We start from the raw sequence: 16555 nt of genomic DNA, 5'->3' as shown, positions 1-16555 counted from the left end.
TTTATTTCTTAGTTTTGCTTTATTACTTCTTTGATACACTTATGTAATACAATCAAGTTTTAGAGGTAATAAATGCAAGATATACAATCTATACTACAACAACACAAGCTAAGCAACGATGACTACAAAAAGATTCTAAACATACTAAATAGAGAACCAAATTTAGTTGAAATAGGAATATTTTCTGCGATGTGGAGTGAGCATTGCAGTTATAAATCAAGCAAAATTTATCTAAATGGATTCCATACAAAAGAAGACTGGGTAATACAAGGACCCGGAGAGAATGCTGGTATTATCGATATTGGTGGTGGATATGGGGCAGTCTTTAAAATGGAATCACACAACCACCCAAGCTTCATCGAACCATATGCTGGAGCTGCAACTGGTGTTGGTGGAATCATGCGAGATGTTTTTACTATGGGGGCTAGACCTGTTGCATCTCTAAATTCAATAAGATTCGGAGATATAACCAAAAACAACGAAATAGGCAAAAAACATAGATATTTACTCAAAGGCGTTGTTGGTGGCATTAGCGGATATGGTAACTGCATGGGAGTGCCTACCATTGGCGGAGAAACTACTTTTGAATCTTGCTACAATGGAAATATACTTGTAAATGCCTTTACTTTAGGGATAGTAAAAAATAATGAAATATTCTATGGAAAAGCTGAAGGAGTTGGCAATCCAGTTATATATGTAGGCTCAAAAACTGGTAGAGATGGGCTTGGCGGTGCTGTTATGAGTTCTGATAGCTTTAATGAAGATTCTAAAAAATTACGCCCTGCTGTGCAAGTTGGCGATCCTTTTACAGAAAAATTACTGCTTGAAGCCTGTTTGGAGCTTTTTAAAGAAGATTTGATTGTAGGAATTCAAGATATGGGTGCAGCAGGACTCACAAGCTCTAGCTTTGAAATGGCAGGACGAAGTGGAAGCGGAATGATTATACACCTCGATAAAGTCCCTATGCGAGAAGAAGGCATGAATCCATATGAGCTAATGCTAAGTGAATCACAAGAAAGAATGCTAATTTGTGCAAAAAAAGGCTACGAAAATAAAATCTTAGAAATATTTAAAAAATGGGAACTTGATTGTGCAATTATTGGAGAAGTTACAAATAGTGGCAAAATGGAGCTATATTGGCATAATAAAAAATGTGCTGAAATACCTGTGCAACCACTAAGCGAAAAATCTCCAATCTTAAGAAGAGAAGTTAGCCAAAACCCGACTTATTTAGACAAGATAGAATCTTTTAAGATAGATTCAATATTAGATATTAATAATGGCGAGATGTTAGAAGAAATACTAAAAAGTCCAGATATAAATTCAAAATCATGGATATATGAACAATACGATAACACAATCCAAAACAATACAATGACAAAAGCAGGAAAAAGTGGAGCTAGTGTAATTAGAATAAAAGAAAACGATAAGGCCCTAGCTTTAAGTGTGTATTGCAACTCAAGACTATGCTATATAAATCCAAAAGAAGGAGCAATTCAAGCAGTAGCAAAGGTGGGACGAGATATAGCATTAAAGGGAGGAATCCCACTTGCAATTACTGATTGTTTAAACTTTGGCAATCCTGAAAATAGTGAGGTAATGTGGCAGTTTAAAGAAGCTTGTGAAGGCATAAAAATAGCATCAAAAAATCTAAAAATGCCAGTAGTTAGCGGAAATGTAAGCCTTTATAACCAAACTGATAATATTGATATATATCCAACACCTAGTATTGCAGCAGTTGGCATTATAGATGAGCCATCAAAAATAATAAAAGACAATTCTAAAGATGGGGATAGTGTATATATTCTATGTAAAAATAATTTGGAGCTAAACTTTGGTGCTTCACTTGTTGCAAAATTATTTGGAAATTCAATAAAAGCAGAAATTTCAAAAATATCATTAGAAGATGAACTAAATATTTGGAAGTTCTTACAGGTTTCAAAAGATAAGATAGATTCTGCATACGATATACATAAAGGTGGGTTAGCTACTACACTAGCCAAACTATGTATATTTAATAATGTTGGATGTATATGTGATAAAAAATTAGATAAGCTAGAATTATTTGGTGAATCTCCAAACCAAATTCTAATATCAGCAAATAAGCAAAATACAGAATTTCTACTACAAATAGCAGAAAAATACAATTTATGCTTAAGAGAAATTGCAACCTTAGGTGGTAACAATATACAAATAAGCGATATAAATCTGCCTCTAAGCAAGGCACAAACACTATTTTTTGATTCATTTAAGGAACTAATTGAAGATATTTAGTATTTTATTTTTACTATCCATAGCGACTTATGCTATGGATCTTGATACTTTTTATAAGCAAGTACATACTCAAGCCATACAAAAAAACTATATTAAATTTAGAGGTAGAATCCTCACAACAAAAGAAGCTTACGACTTAGCAGACACAAAAGAGAGAGACTATCTAAAAGAATCTCTAATATTAATCTTTAGCAAAATATATAATTTTATTTACTTTAATGAAATAAGCGGTATTGGCCTAAATACTGAAATCGGAAGCAAGTTACAATTTGATATAAAATATTATGAAACCCTACTTGATATAGGCATAGGTGGGGATATCAAAGCTATGTGTGTTTTGCCTAGCTTTGATAAATGTATATTGCTCGGATATAGAGCCTTTTAATTAAACTTATCTTTTATTTCTGAAACCCATTTTGAAATTCTACTATCTGTTAGATCATCTTGATTTACATCATCTATAACAAGTCCTACAAACTTGCCATCAACCTCTGCTTTGCTTGCTTCATACTCATAGCCTTCTATACTTGTTTGTCCTATCATATTTGATTCTTTTACTAGTTCGTATAACGAAAATATTCCATCACAAAATGTATCTGAATATACATCTTGATCGCCAAGTCCAACTAAAGCTATTGTTTTACCTTTAAAGTCAATAGCACTAAAATTCTCTACGAAGTCTTCCCAATCTCCTTGCAAATCACCACTACCATAAGTTGGAGTAGCTAAAATTAAATTATCATACCCCAATAATTCTTCTTTTGAGGACTTTGATACATCATAAATATCCACATTGTTAAGTATAGAAGCAATTTTATTTGCCACATTTTCTGTTGTGCCACCATCACTACCATAAAATAAACCAATTTTTTTCATAAATATCCTTTTAAATTTCAATAGACCATAGAATCTATAATATTTTTTTTTAAAATTAAATAAATGATTATAATAATGCTTATTATAATATAATAAATACAAATTGTTGTAAATATTTACAAAACTAAAGATATAATTAGAGAATGTATTGTCAAATACAAAAACTATCTTCAAAGGAACAAACATGAAAATTAAAAATCTGTTGTTGTGTTTTAGCATTCTTGCTATAAATGTTGCTTTTGCAAACCAAACATACGATGAGCAAAAAATTGCAGACATTTTCTATCAGCTAAATGGTGACCCAAAAGATCCTCACAAAAAAGTGAATCATTCAAAAGGTTTCTGTGCAAGTGGTGAGTTTGTTGTAAATAAAAATGGAATTTCTAATATAGATTTACCATTATTTTTACAAAATAAAATACCAGTTGATATAAGATATTCTCTTGGTGGAGGAAACATGGATGATAAAAGTAAACCAAGAGGAATGGCTATCAATTTTAATGGAGATAAAGAATCTTGGACTATGGTTATGCTAAATACTGAAATTAATTTCGCAAAAAATCCGCAAGAATTTGGACAATTCTTCGAAATGAGAATACCAGTAAATGGAAAAGTGAATAACGAAAAAATTGCTAAACTAACTAAGGAGGTAGATTCTTATAGAAATTTTGACAAATATTTACAGAATATAGGAATTTCTAGCATTGAAAACACTCCATTTTATAGCATACACACATTTTATTTTAAATCAAACAATGGAGAGTTGCTCCCAGCAAAATGGAAATTTATACCACAAGATGGCATCAAGTATTTAAGCGATGAACAACTTGCAAAACTAGATAAAGACTTTTTGGCAACTAATTTCCAAAACTACACAAAAAATAAACCTGTGAAATATGATATGTATTTGGTATTAGCAAACAAAGGTGATATATTAGATGACACAACTGCATTATGGAGCGGAAAACATAAAGAAATATTAGTTGGAACTTTAAATGTTACAAACTACAATGGCACAAGCTGCAATTCTGATGTGTATTTTCCATCTAACTTACCAACTGGCGTAGAGCCACCAAAAGATCCACTATTTAACCTAAGAAGCCCTACTTATTCTATTACTTTCGGTAAAAGACAATGAATCCTTATGGATTTATTGTCCCTAAAAACAAAGTTTAATCAAAATTATGTAAGAATCTTAAATATTTAATAAATTAAAATAATTTTAAACCAATTTGAGGAGGAGATTATAGATAGCTTATTAGTAATAATATGTGTTATGTCAATGGCTGTTATATCTGGAATTATTCTAAATAAATTAAATATTCCAGCAATTATTGGATATATACTGACAGGTGTATTAACCACATATTTCTTTGGACTAAAATTAGAAGACAATGAGAGACTAAACGAATTAGCAGAACTTGGAATAATTTTTCTTATGTTTATGATAGGACTTGAATTTAGCTTTAAAACCATGTCAAACATAAAAAAAGAAGTATTGCTTTTTGGTGGATTACAAGTATTTCTATCAATGCTTGCATTCTTTGGTATATGTTTTTTCGTTATGGGATTTAACTTTGATACTTCAATTATAGTTGCAAGTGCTGTCAGCCTATCATCAACTGCAATAGTGCTAAAACACCTAAATGATGTAAACCAAACACAAACCCCTTATGGAAAAAACTGTGTTGGTATCTTGATATTCCAAGATATAGCTGTAATTCCAATTTTATTAATGATTAAACTACTAAGCAATAAAGAAGCAGAAATCTCAACACTGCTACTTACAACTAGTGTTTCTGCTGTAATAGTTCTACTGCTCTTATTGCTACCTGGCAGATTCGTCGCTAAAGCAATTTTAAGATCATCAGCAAAGATGAAAACGGATGAAGTCTTCTTAGGAGTTGTGTTATTAATTATTCTTGGTGCTGCATATATTAGTAATTATTTTGGATTTTCTATGTCCCTTGGAGCATTCTTAGCTGGTATGATAATATCAAATACTCCATACAAATATCAAGTAGGTGCTGTGCTTGTATATTTTAGAGACCTATTGCTTGGTATATTTTTTATCACCATTGGTATGCAAATAGATGTTGTATTTTTACTAAAATATTTCATTATTATAATATTCCTAGTTGCAGGACTGATAATAGCCAAAACTGCAATTATGTATATATTTTTAGTATTCTTTAGCGGAGTAAAGACAGGAATGAAGACTGCATTATCACTATCTCAAATAGGTGAATTTTCATTTGCCATATTCTTGCTTGCTAGTCAAAATCAGATTCTAAACTTACACCTAGAGGGCGGTATATTAAAATACATAAACTCTAACTTTCTAGACAATATCACACCAGACGAAATATATCAGTTCCTAACACTTATGGTTATTTTCTCCATGATTGCAACTCCTTTTATACTTAATAAAATAGACCAATATTCAGATTCTATTTTGAAGTTTCTACATCTATCTAAAACAAATGAAGTAAACACAGAAAAAGTGCATACAGCAGTGCCAGATGAACTATTAAACAAGCATGTAATAGTATGTGGATATGGGATCTTAGGACAAGGATTATTAAGTTACTTTGCGGGAACTGAACTAAAGGCAGTTGCAATTGACTTTAACTATGAAAGAGTAGAAAAAGGATATAGAAATAATCATAATGTAATCTATGGAGATATAACAAACAAAACAATCTTTAGAGAAATGCAAGTGGAAAAAAGCACAGCAGTAATAATATGTGTAGAATCAATAAGTGTAGCCGAAAGAGCGATATATCACATACTATCAATCTCTAAATTTTGCAAAATAATTGTATATACAAAAAACAACGAATCAGAAGCCAAATATAAAGATATGGGATTATATAGTGTAATAAATGGCAAAAGAGAAATAGCAACTATGATAGCTAATATGGTAACGGAAGCCTCAAAAGAAGAAAATGATAGCTAAAGCAACATCTCTTTTAGCATTAGAGATAATACAACTACATACATTGCAAGAAGTGCATTTTTGTGCTTCTTTGCATCAATTCTGCTTAATACATAAATACCAATTCTAACACCAATCAAAGAAGCTAAACCAACTATAAATCCCTGCCTATAATCAACATAACCATGCAACGCTAAAGAACTAAAACCAGATATTGAAGAAAAAATCACAAAAAATAATGAAATTGGAATAATCTTCTTACTATTATATCCGAGATAATAAGCCATAAGCGGTGCCAGCATCATTCCGCCACCTATTCCAAGAGATATAGCAAAGATTCCAACAACAATTCCACAACACACTAAAAATAAATTTCCATACAAACCTTCTTTGATCTTTCTGTTACCACCATATGCATTCGATTTAAAAAACTTAAAAATACTATACACAAGAAATAATGAAAATAAAACCTCTAAAATATATGAATCTATTCTATCAACTACAATACCACTAAATGAAGCACCAATTAGCCCGCCTATTCCAATATAGATTCCATCTTGCAAGTGCAAATTATTCTGTTTGTAATTTATATATGTCCCATAAATAGAGGAGAAAATCATCTGCATAATTGAAATACCAATGGCAACTTTTATATCATTACCCAAAAATATCATCATAGGCACAATAATAGCTCCACCACCAATACCAAAAAATCCTGCTACAACTCCAGTAAACAATCCAATACAAAGCAAAATTAAAACAGATAATAAAGATAAATCAAAAGCTTCCATAAGAATCCTAAAAATTTTAAATCTCAAATTTATCATAATTAGCAAAACAAATTGATAAAATAACACAATTTAAAGGCTAAAAATGGAAGATATAAAAATTACAAAATTCGTAAAAGTAGCAGGCTGAGCAGGAAAAACAGGTCTGGAAGACCTAAGACAAATATCATCTAAGCTACAAAATACAAACAACAAAAACATTCTTGTTGATTTTTATGGCAATGAAGATGCTGGAATCTATGCTATCAATGATGAAGTAGCTATTGTTCAAAGTGCTGACTTTATAACCCCTGTTGTAGATGATCCATATATATATGGACAAATTGCAGCTGCAAATTCAATTAGCGACATATATGCAATGGGAGGAGATGCAATTAGTGCTATAAACTTGCTCATGTGGGATAAATGCAATATACCACAAGAACTAATACAAGGAATCCTTGAGGGAGGGCTATCAAAAATACAAGAAGCCGGTGCTGCACTACTTGGAGGACACACAATAGCAGATAGTGAGCAAAAATATGGACTTAGTGTAAATGGGATAATAAATCCAAAAAAGATATGGAGAAATAACACAGCTAAAATAGGTGATGTAATAATCCTCACAAAACCAATAGGACTAGGGATTCTAACAACTGCACTAAAAGCCAATAAACTTGAATCCAACACAATAGAGAAAATATCCAAAATAATGAGTGAGCTAAATTTAAAGGCTAAAAACATAGCACAAAACTACAAAATAAGTGCATGCACTGATATTACTGGGTTTGGATTATTAGGACACTTGCTAGAAATGACAACTAAAAACACATCACTAGAGATATATAGCAATAATATCCCACTAATAGAAGAATCTATAATATTTGCAAAAAAAGGAATAATCCCCGGTGGAAGCTATGCCAATAAAGAAGCAATACACAATAAATGTAACTTTAATCTAGCACAAGATTCAATCTTTAGAGAGCTTGATATTTTGCTCTTTGATGCACAAACTTCAGGCGGATTAGCATTAGCAATAAACGAAAATGAAGCTAACAAACTAATACAACACCTAAAAGATGAAGGAATAGAATGTGCAAATGTAATATCTAAAGTAGTAGAAAACAAAGAATTAAAACTAAATATTTTATAATGTAGAATTTATTATTTTAAGTAAATCTACATATTTTTATTTGTTTTTAGATATAGTTACACTTTTAATTTTGAAAAAGGATTCGTATGTTTAGATATATATATATATATATATATGATACCTATCACAAAGGCATAGCACATGCCTAAATCTCCACTTTTAAATAATATTGAAGGTAAATTTGTAAATTTTAGAGAAGTAGAAATCTCTGATGCAAAGTTTATACTAGAGCTAAGAATAAATCCAAAAAAAGACCGCTATATAAACAAAATAGAAAACAATCTACAAAAACAAATAGATTACATAAAACACTATAAAACTCTACAAAATGAGTGGTATTACATAGTAGAAAGAAAAGATGGCACACCTCTTGGGACAAACTCGATTTATCCATATCCAATCTTTACCGAACAATGGAAAGATACAAAAGGCTATGTAATAGATAATTCTCAAGGTATGCTATCTCCTGGTAGATGGGTTATGAGCGATGAATCTAGTGTGCTTGAAAGCCTAGAATCTGACTATCTAATAAAGAAGTTATTTTTTGAACACTTCCCATATGACTTTGCAGCACAAATAGTTCATAAAGACAATACTAGGGTATTAAATTTCCATAAAAATTGGGGAAGCGTAGAAATAGGCTTTGAAGATTCGATAGATCACATAATGCTGAACTTTTACAAAGAAAATTTTTTGAAAAATAAATCTAAATTTGAAAGGATGTTATATGGAAAATAATTTACAAAACTACATTGATGTTTTTTGCGAGTGCTTTGATGTAAATAAAGAAGAAGCAAAGAATCTAAAATATCAAGATATAGATTCATGGGATAGCGTAGGACATATGGGCTTAGTAGCAGCACTAGAAGATATGTTTCATATAGAGTTTGAAGCAGATGATATTATCGATCTATCAAGCTTCGCTAAGGGAATAGAAATACTAGAAAAATACAATATAAAAATGAGCTAGAATGGAGATATTAAGAAACTTAAACCCAATTGAGATTCAAAAATATCAAGCAAATCGCTATCCATGGTTTTTCTTAGACATTATAGAAGAGATAAAGCCCGGAGAATATGCTAAAGGTTACAAGAACTTCACATATAATGAGTGGTTTTTCCCACCTCATTTTGAGGATAATCCAATAGTTCCGGGATTTATCTTAACTGAATCTTTGGTTCAAGTATTTATTATGACTTTCCTAACACTAAATGGAAACAAAGGTGCAATAGCAACAGACCTTAGTAGTAGTAGTAGTTTTCACATAGAAGTAAAACCCGGAGATAGATTAGATATAGAATCAAAACTATTTTCATACAAAAGAGGCATAGCAAAGGGAGAGAGCATAGGATACATCAAGGATAAAGTAGCAGTAAAAGCAAACTTTATAGTTTGTATACCAAGTATATTAAATAAATTTAAACCAAGAGTGTAAATTTTGAGAGTTTGTGATTATTTAGTAGATAGAATAAAACATCTAAGTAATTATGTATTTTTAGTAAATGGCAGAGGTGCATTATTCTTAACTGATAGCATAGCAAAGAGTAGAATTAACTACATATGCACACATAATGAGCAAGGAGCGGCATTTGCCGCTATGGGAGTAAGTATCGCAAGCGATAATATAGGAATATGTCTTATATCTAGTGGCTGTGCTAGCACAAATGCAATCACTCCTGTTTTGTGTGCATATCAAGATGAAATCCCACTTATAATAATCTCTGGTCAAAACACCCTAAAAGAAACAACAACTCACACAAATAGAGACATAAGGACTTATGGGCAACAAGAAACAAATATAATAAATATAGTAAAGCCAATAACGAAATACGCCAAAATGCTAGAAGATAAAAATGATATAGCATATATAATAGATGAAGCCTTGTATATGATGCTAGAAAATAGAGCTGGTCCTGTGTGGCTTGATATACCCCTAGATTTGCAAAATGCAAGAATAGAAGTAGAGAATCTAAAAAGATACACACCAAAGAAGCATGAAAAAGAAAACATAGACATAAAAATAATTAAAAATCATCTAAAAGATTCCAAAAAACCTCTAATATGTCTAGGACACGAAATAAGAAAATATAAACAAAGCATACAACAACTAATTAACAATCTACAAATACCAATAATATTTGAAAAATCAGTAAGCGATATTTATCCAACTAGCAACAAACTAAGCATAGGTAGCATAGGTACAATAGGAGCAACTAGGGCTGCAAATATCGCACTAAGCAAATGTGATCTACTCCTATGTATAGGAACAAGGCTTGATAGCACAACAACTGGTGAATTAGCTAACTTTGCACCAAATGCAAAAAAGATACTCATAAATACAGATTTTAAAACACCACAAGAAATAGAAGCAATCAAAATACAATGCGATATACAAGAAGCCTTACAAAATCTAAATAACCTAAAATTAGAAAAAACTTGGGAAGTATGGAGTGAAAAGTTACAAAACATAAAAATAGGGCTCAAAAAATACAATCCAACACATAAAGAAATAGATATATATAAACTATGTGACATTTTAAGTAAGACAATGCCAAAGGAGGCAAATTTCGTATGCGATTCTGGGTTTATAGAATTAATTGCACCAAGCAATATTAACTTCAAGGATAATCAGATTCTAATAGAGCCTTTCTCACAAGGTTGTATGGGATTTGCACTACCTGCTAGTATTGGTGCATATCTAGCAAATAACAACAAAACAATAGCACTAATAGGTGATGGATCTTTTATGTTTAATATCCAAGAACTACAAAGCATAGTATTTAATAAAATAAAAGTATGTATCTTAATAGCAAATAATAGCGGATATGGGATTATCAAAAAGAGACAAAAAGATTTATTTAAAACTAGAACCATAGGGAATGATATAAATGATGGAATCTCTTTTCCAAATTTTAAAAAAGTAGCTTCTACATTCCAAATTCCATACTTCAAAATAGAAAACAAAGAGCAATTAGAAAAGTTAGGAGACATACTAAAAGAAGACCTATGTATATGTGAAATACTAACAACAAATACACAAGAATACATACATAACTCTTTTTATATCAAAAATGGTAAAGCAATAAAAAGCACACTTGAAAATCAAGCACCATTTTTAGAGGAATCAAAACTGCAAAAAATACTACAAAGCTTAGGAGAATAAATGCAAAATATACTAAAACATAAGCCATACATAATAGCAGAGGTAAATTCTAGTCATTTTGGCGATATAAATACAGCACTTTTGATGATAAAGATACTAAAAGATATAGGAGCAAACTGCGTTAAATTTCAAAGTTTTAGTGCAGAATCTTTATATTCTCAAAGTTATTATTTAAAAAATCCAATACAAAAGAGGATCATAGATAAATTCTCAATTAAAAAAGATGATTTTATAAAATTAAGAGAATATGCAAAAGAGCTAGACATTGACTTTTCCTCCACTCCATATTCTAAAGAAGAAGTTGATTTTCTTTTATCTTTACAAGTGCCATTTATAAAAATCGCCTCTCAAGAAATAGATAATTTAAACTTTTTAGAATACATAGCAAAAAGTGGAGCAAATATAATAATCTCAAGCGGAATGGCAAATATAGAAGAAATACAAACTGCACTTGAAACCATACTAAAACACAATAAAAATGTAATCTTACTTCACTGCACTTCAATATATCCCACACCAAACAATCTAGCAAATCTAAATAATATAACAATGCTAAAAGAAAAATTTAAAATAAACATAGGCTACTCTGACCATACACAAGGATATAAAGCAGCCTCTTTGGCCGTGGCACTTGGAGCATGTGTGATAGAAAAACACTTCTCTTTAGATAACACAAAAATGGGTATGGATAATAATATGGCTACAAATAAAGATGACTTTAGAGAAATGATAGAACAAATAAAAGATACAATTAAGATTCTAGGAGCAAAAGAGAGAATCTTAAGCAATGAGGAACTAGCCTATAAGCAAAAAATGCAACGAAATATAATAGCAAACAAGAATCTAAGCAAAGGAGATGTAATCACAAAAGATGATTTAGACTTTAAGAGAGCTGGAGAAGGACTTAGTATAAAAGATAAAGATAAGCTAATAGGCAAGAAATTAAAAAATGATATACAACAAGATTGTATAATAACCTATGAAGACTTACAATGATAATACAAAATACAAACAATATAGCCCTAATACAAAAAAATAAAAAACTAAGCTATAAAGAACTATTAACAATAAGCAATGAAATATACGCAAAAATAAACAAAAGAGCACTAATAGGAATAGTATCTTACAATGCTATACCATGCATATGTGCTTATGTTGCCTCTTTTAATAATAATTGTGTATCTATAATGCTCCCAAACAATCAAAAAAGCATACAAAAATACACAGAGTTATTTAATGTTGAATATTTGTTTATAAAAAGTGAAGATAATTTTTTAGATAGCGAAGTTATTTTTGAGCTTGATGGCTTTGTATTATTAAAGCTAAGAGATACAAAATTAATAGCAGATAATAATTTAGCATTGCTTCTTAGTACGTCTGGCAGCACTGGTGATTCTAAATTTGTGCGTTTAAGCTATGAAAATATACTAACTAATACAAATGCCATATGCAAATCACTAAAACTAACTAACAATCACAAGACAATAAGCACTCTACCGCTTAATTATTCTTTTGGGCTATCAATTATAAATACATTTTTGCACTCACAAGCTAGTATTGTCTTAAGCGAATCTAGCATATTAAACAAAGACTTTTGGGATTTATTTTTAGAATATGAAGTTAATTGTATCTTTGGAGTTCCATATACTTTTAGTATGCTAGATAAACTAAAAGCAACCAAGCACTTTACAAAAGTAACACTACTAGCTCAAGCTGGAGGCAAAATGGACAATAAACTTCTAGCAAAATATGCAAACTACGCAAAAGAAAATAATAAAGACTTCTATGTAATGTATGGTCAAACAGAAGCTAGTCCTAGAATAAGCTATTTAAATCCCAAATTTTCGCTTAGCAAGATAGGCTCAATAGGTAAAGCACTAGATAAAATAAACATGTATCTAATAGATGAAAATAACAACAAGATAAACACGAGCAATACTGAAGGTGAGCTATGTATAGAGGCAAAAAGTGTAGCATTAGGTTATGCAAGTAGTTATGAAGATTTACAAAAAGGCGATGTCTTTAATGGTGTGCTAAAAACAGGAGATATTGCAAAATATGATGAAGATGGATTCTTCTTTGTGGTTGGTAGAAAAAGCAGATTTTTAAAAGTTTTTGGTAATAGAGTTAGCCTAGATTCAATAGAAGATATTTTAAGAAGTAATTTTTGTGGTGAATTTTTAGCACATGGAAGAGATGATCTAATAACAATTCTAAGCACAAATAAAGATATACAAAGCATAAAGAATCTGCTAAGCAATGAGACTAAACTTAATAAAAGTGCATTTAAAGTTCAATACATACAAGAAATACCAAAAAATCAAAATGGAAAACCAATACTAAAGATAGAACAATGATAGAAGAAATACTAAAATTAGATCCATTTTTGCCAAACAAGGATAAAGAATCCTTTAGAGAATATATTTGTGCCCTAACACAATACCACTACAAAAACTGCAAAGAATACAAAGCAATACTAGATGCATTGCAATATAGCTTTGATAATAACTATTTAAACACGCCATTTTTGCCAATAAGGCTATTTAAAGAACTATCTTTAAAATCAACACAAAATGAGACTAAAACACTAACAAGCTCCGGCACAAGTGGCAAGGCTTCACAAATATTCCTAGATAAAGAAAATGCAAAAAATCAACAAAATGCTCTAATAAAAACAATCTCCAATGCACTCCATATTAAACGCTCTCCTATGCTAATAATAGACTGCAAAAGCACAACTAGCAATAAAGAGAAATTTAACGCAAGGGCTGCTGGGATTTTTGGGTTTTCTATTTTTGGTAATGATATTTTATATGCACTAGATGAGAATAATAAGCCAAAACTTGATGAAATTTTATGCTTTTTAGATAAGCACAAAGATAAGCATATTCTAGTTTTTGGCTTTACTTTTATTATATATTTACATTTCTACAAAGAACTAGAAAATGCAAATATAAATTTAGAAAATAGCACACTAATACATGGTGGTGGCTGGAAAAAACTAGAATCACTAAATATACAAAAAGATTCATTTAAAGAAATGCTAAAAGAAAGATTTAGCATTACAAAAGTTATTGATTATTATGGTATGGCAGAGAGTGCTGGGAGTATATTTATAGAATGTCCTTGTGGATACTTTCATACAAGCACATATAATGACATAATAATAAGAGATGAAAATTTTAACATTTCCACATACAATAAAGAAGGATTCATGCAAATAATTTCAATACTCCCAAAATCATATCCGGGGCATTCTATCTTAAGCGAAGATATGGGAATTATATATGGTGAAGATGATTGCCCATGTGGCAGATATGGAAAATATTTTAAACTAACAAGAAGAATGGAAAATTCTGAAATTAGGGGTTGTAGTGATACATACGAACTTAAAAATACTAAGCAATAATTCATTAAAAAGTGCAGAATCCTACAAGATAAAAAATATTTTCTGTGATGAGATATTAGACTTTTTAGATTCATTAAGTAAAAGTTTGATGAAGCATAAAGAATATAGCGATTTAGTGTCTTTAGGTTTTTGGTGCAGAAGAGCAAATATGCTAAAAGAAAGTAGAAATTATGATAAATCTAGGCGTGGTAGAGGGATAGTGCTACACCTAGCCCCACAAAATATACCACTAAACTTCGCATACTCTCTAATTAGTGGGTTAATTAGCGGTAATGCAAATATAGTTAGGATTCCTTTTAGGGAATATATACAAGTTAATATTTTTGTAAATGAAGTAAATACACTTTTACAACAATATAAAAACCTAAAAGATTCAATTGTATTTGTAAGATTCCAAAGTAAAGATGAAATCTTTGAAGAACTAAGCAAAATGGCTGATATACGAATGATATGGGGTGGAGATGAGAGTATTAACAAAATAAGGCAAATAAAAATAAATCCACTAGCTTATGATCTAGTCTTTGGCGATAGATACTCACTTGCACTTATAAATTCAGATAGTTTTTTAGATTCTAATAATAAACAAATGATAATAAATAATTTTTACAATGATACTTACTTATTTGACCAAAACGCCTGCACTTCGCCAAAGATTATTATATGGCTTGGCTCTATTTATAAAAATAATAAAGCAAAGGAACTATTCTACTCAATGCTTTTAGAAAAAATACAAGAATATAAAATAGCAGATTCAAAAATAATGGATAAATACTTACACTTCTGTAAAGGAGCAATTTCACTCAATATAAAAGCAGAAATATTCACACCAAAACTAATAGTTATACAAACTAACACAGACAATATAGAATCTCTTGCATACAACAGCGGATTCTTTATTGATAGAACAATACATACTTTACAAGAGTTATCAACCATATTACAGAAAAAAGCTCAAAGCTTAATTTACTATGGACTAAATAAAGAACAAATACAAGCAATAATAAACTTAGATAAAAAAGGTTTAGATAGAATAGTGCCATTTGGCAAAAGTTTAGAGTTTTCATTTCATTGGGACGGATATGATTTAATAACTTCTCTATCTAAAAAGATAGAAGTCATATAGGGATATTATTTACAAGATATTCCACCATACCATTCTCACCGCGAACGATAGAAAAAAACTCATCACTCTTTAATATAAATTCGCAATCTTTAAAATATCCAACCTCATCTATGCTTAACTTTTTTCCATTTTGTATTTTTTCTGTTAGATTAGAATTAATATTCACAATATCCATATTTAGAATCTCTAGCGGATTTAATGGCTTTTCTCCTTCATAGCTTAATGTCCCCTCACTAATCCTCTCTAAATAACTAAGAGAGCCAAAACTTCCAAGTCTATTTGCTATTAATTCTCCTAAAGAGCGGATATATCCTCCCTCGCTAACTCCAACTTCAAAGCTCAAAAATGGGTGAGAATAATTTAGAAATTTTATAAAAAATACTTCCATGACTGCTTTCTTTAAAGTGACATCATGCCCCTCTCTTGCAAGTTTATAGGCATTTACTCCATTTATTTTCTTTGCACTATATTTTGGAGGTATAAACTCTACTTTACCTATGAATCCTTGCAATAAATCCTTCAAAAAAGATTCATCAAATTTTATAACTTCATGGATATTTTTTATATTTTCAATATCAAGCGAATCGCTCTCTAAGCCAAGAAACAAAGTAGCTCTATATACTTTTGGAGTTTTATTTATATACTGAAATAATCTAGTATATTTACCATATGCTACGAGTAATGCTCCACAAGCAAATGGATCTAATGTCCCACTAAAACCAGCCTTGGTTACTCTATCTCGTTTTTTCAACTTTGATAAATAAGAGTTTGATGACACAAAAATAGGCTTATATGCTACAAATATTTTATTCAAGTATTTCCTTTGATATAATAATGCAATTTAGGAGGTT

16 protein-coding genes are annotated in these 16555 nt (G+C 30.4%); 13 read left to right on the top strand and 3 right to left on the bottom strand.

Annotated elements, in window-relative coordinates; translation table 11 throughout:
* Positions 1–72: 72 nt before the first annotated feature.
* Both purL and PF022_RS00815 read left to right on the top strand, forming a co-directional pair.
* Positions 73–2274 carry a phosphoribosylformylglycinamidine synthase subunit PurL gene (purL, locus tag PF022_RS00820; protein WP_271022464.1) on the top strand — a complete coding sequence of 734 codons (2202 nt, stop codon included), beginning with the start codon at positions 73–75 and terminating at the stop codon, positions 2272–2274.
* The gene (locus tag PF022_RS00815) at positions 2261–2659 is read left to right on the top strand and encodes a hypothetical protein (protein WP_271021172.1); all 399 of its coding nucleotides are present in this window, start codon (positions 2261–2263) and stop codon (positions 2657–2659) included. Before purL ends, PF022_RS00815 begins: the two co-directional genes overlap by 14 nt.
* Here PF022_RS00815 and PF022_RS00810 read toward each other — a convergent pair.
* Positions 2656–3150, bottom strand: coding sequence for a flavodoxin (locus PF022_RS00810; RefSeq protein ID WP_271021173.1), 495 nt, complete (start codon positions 3148–3150; stop codon positions 2656–2658). The two genes, PF022_RS00815 and PF022_RS00810, sit on opposite strands and share 4 nt — an antisense overlap.
* Positions 3151–3334: 184 nt before the next feature.
* Between PF022_RS00810 and PF022_RS00805 the strand changes: the two genes are divergently transcribed.
* Complete coding sequence (locus tag PF022_RS00805; RefSeq protein WP_271021174.1) at positions 3335–4288, top strand: catalase family peroxidase; 954 nt, start codon at positions 3335–3337, stop codon at positions 4286–4288.
* Between the two features lie 144 nt (positions 4289–4432).
* Positions 4433–6109, top strand: a complete 1677-nt coding sequence (locus PF022_RS00800; protein WP_407081407.1) for a cation:proton antiporter — start codon at positions 4433–4435, stop codon at positions 6107–6109.
* Here PF022_RS00800 and PF022_RS00795 read toward each other — a convergent pair.
* Positions 6106–6879, bottom strand: coding sequence for a sulfite exporter TauE/SafE family protein (locus PF022_RS00795; RefSeq protein WP_271021176.1), 774 nt, complete (start codon positions 6877–6879; stop codon positions 6106–6108). The two genes, PF022_RS00800 and PF022_RS00795, sit on opposite strands and share 4 nt — an antisense overlap.
* Before the next feature lie 142 nt (positions 6880–7021).
* Here PF022_RS00795 and selD point away from each other — a divergent pair, with 142 nt between their 5' ends.
* The 9 genes from selD to PF022_RS00750 all read left to right on the top strand — a co-directional run bounded on the left by selD (position 7022) and on the right by PF022_RS00750 (position 15704).
* The gene (gene selD, locus PF022_RS00790; RefSeq protein ID WP_271022555.1) at positions 7022–8008 is read left to right on the top strand and encodes a selenide, water dikinase SelD; all 987 of its coding nucleotides are present in this window, start codon (positions 7022–7024) and stop codon (positions 8006–8008) included.
* Positions 8009–8149: 141 nt separating this feature from the next.
* Positions 8150–8746, top strand: a complete 597-nt coding sequence (locus PF022_RS00785) for a hypothetical protein (protein WP_271022463.1) — start codon at positions 8150–8152, stop codon at positions 8744–8746.
* Positions 8736–8978 (top strand): acyl carrier protein, encoded by a 243-nt coding sequence (locus tag PF022_RS00780; RefSeq protein ID WP_271021178.1) that lies wholly within the window; start codon positions 8736–8738, stop codon positions 8976–8978. The genes PF022_RS00785 and PF022_RS00780 overlap by 11 nt, the downstream gene beginning before the upstream one ends.
* 1 nt (position 8979) lies before the next feature.
* On the top strand, positions 8980–9444 hold the full coding sequence (locus tag PF022_RS00775) for a 3-hydroxyacyl-ACP dehydratase FabZ family protein (protein ID WP_271022462.1): 465 nt from the start codon (positions 8980–8982) through the stop codon (positions 9442–9444).
* Between the two features lie 3 nt (positions 9445–9447).
* The gene (locus PF022_RS00770) at positions 9448–11172 is read left to right on the top strand and encodes a thiamine pyrophosphate-binding protein (protein ID WP_271022461.1); all 1725 of its coding nucleotides are present in this window, start codon (positions 9448–9450) and stop codon (positions 11170–11172) included.
* Positions 11173–12168, top strand: coding sequence for an N-acetylneuraminate synthase family protein (locus PF022_RS00765; RefSeq protein WP_271022460.1), 996 nt, complete (start codon positions 11173–11175; stop codon positions 12166–12168).
* On the top strand, positions 12165–13529 hold the full coding sequence (locus tag PF022_RS00760; RefSeq protein ID WP_271022458.1) for an AMP-binding protein: 1365 nt from the start codon (positions 12165–12167) through the stop codon (positions 13527–13529). Before PF022_RS00765 ends, PF022_RS00760 begins: the two co-directional genes overlap by 4 nt.
* On the top strand, positions 13526–14581 hold the full coding sequence (locus tag PF022_RS00755) for a LuxE/PaaK family acyltransferase (RefSeq protein ID WP_271022457.1): 1056 nt from the start codon (positions 13526–13528) through the stop codon (positions 14579–14581). The genes PF022_RS00760 and PF022_RS00755 overlap by 4 nt, the downstream gene beginning before the upstream one ends.
* On the top strand, positions 14547–15704 hold the full coding sequence (locus tag PF022_RS00750; RefSeq protein WP_271021184.1) for an acyl-CoA reductase: 1158 nt from the start codon (positions 14547–14549) through the stop codon (positions 15702–15704). Before PF022_RS00755 ends, PF022_RS00750 begins: the two co-directional genes overlap by 35 nt.
* Here the strand turns inward: PF022_RS00750 and truB are convergent.
* A complete protein-coding gene (gene truB, locus PF022_RS00745) occupies positions 15697–16518 on the bottom strand; it encodes a tRNA pseudouridine(55) synthase TruB (protein ID WP_271021185.1) in 822 nt (273 codons plus the stop codon). The genes PF022_RS00750 and truB overlap by 8 nt on opposite strands.
* Positions 16519–16555: the final 37 nt, after the last annotated feature.

The sequence above is a fragment of the Helicobacter sp. WB40 genome (assembly GCF_027859275.1).
In the GTDB taxonomy this organism is placed as follows: Bacteria; Campylobacterota; Campylobacteria; order Campylobacterales; family Helicobacteraceae; genus Helicobacter_D; species Helicobacter_D ibis.
Note: the sequence above shows the minus strand (reverse complement) of the source record. Positions and strands in the feature narration are given on the sequence as shown.

Excerpts from the sequence above, each read along its gene's own strand:
- PF022_RS00765 (WP_271022460.1), top strand. The coding sequence starts at position 11,173 with ATGCAAAATATACTAAAACATAAGCCATACATAATAGCAGAGGTAAAT.
- PF022_RS00810 (WP_271021173.1), bottom strand. The coding sequence starts at position 3,150 with ATGAAAAAAATTGGTTTATTTTATGGTAGTGATGGTGGCACAACAGAA.
- purL (WP_271022464.1), top strand. The coding sequence starts at position 73 with ATGCAAGATATACAATCTATACTACAACAACACAAGCTAAGCAACGAT.
- PF022_RS00795 (WP_271021176.1), bottom strand. The coding sequence starts at position 6,879 with ATGGAAGCTTTTGATTTATCTTTATTATCTGTTTTAATTTTGCTTTGT.
- PF022_RS00785 (WP_271022463.1), top strand. The coding sequence starts at position 8,150 with ATGCCTAAATCTCCACTTTTAAATAATATTGAAGGTAAATTTGTAAAT.
- PF022_RS00760 (WP_271022458.1), top strand. The coding sequence starts at position 12,165 with ATGATAATACAAAATACAAACAATATAGCCCTAATACAAAAAAATAAA.
- PF022_RS00780 (WP_271021178.1), top strand. The coding sequence starts at position 8,736 with ATGGAAAATAATTTACAAAACTACATTGATGTTTTTTGCGAGTGCTTT.
- PF022_RS00800 (WP_407081407.1), top strand. The coding sequence starts at position 4,433 with ATGGCTGTTATATCTGGAATTATTCTAAATAAATTAAATATTCCAGCA.
- PF022_RS00755 (WP_271022457.1), top strand. The coding sequence starts at position 13,526 with ATGATAGAAGAAATACTAAAATTAGATCCATTTTTGCCAAACAAGGAT.
- PF022_RS00775 (WP_271022462.1), top strand. The coding sequence starts at position 8,980 with ATGGAGATATTAAGAAACTTAAACCCAATTGAGATTCAAAAATATCAA.
- PF022_RS00805 (WP_271021174.1), top strand. The coding sequence starts at position 3,335 with ATGAAAATTAAAAATCTGTTGTTGTGTTTTAGCATTCTTGCTATAAAT.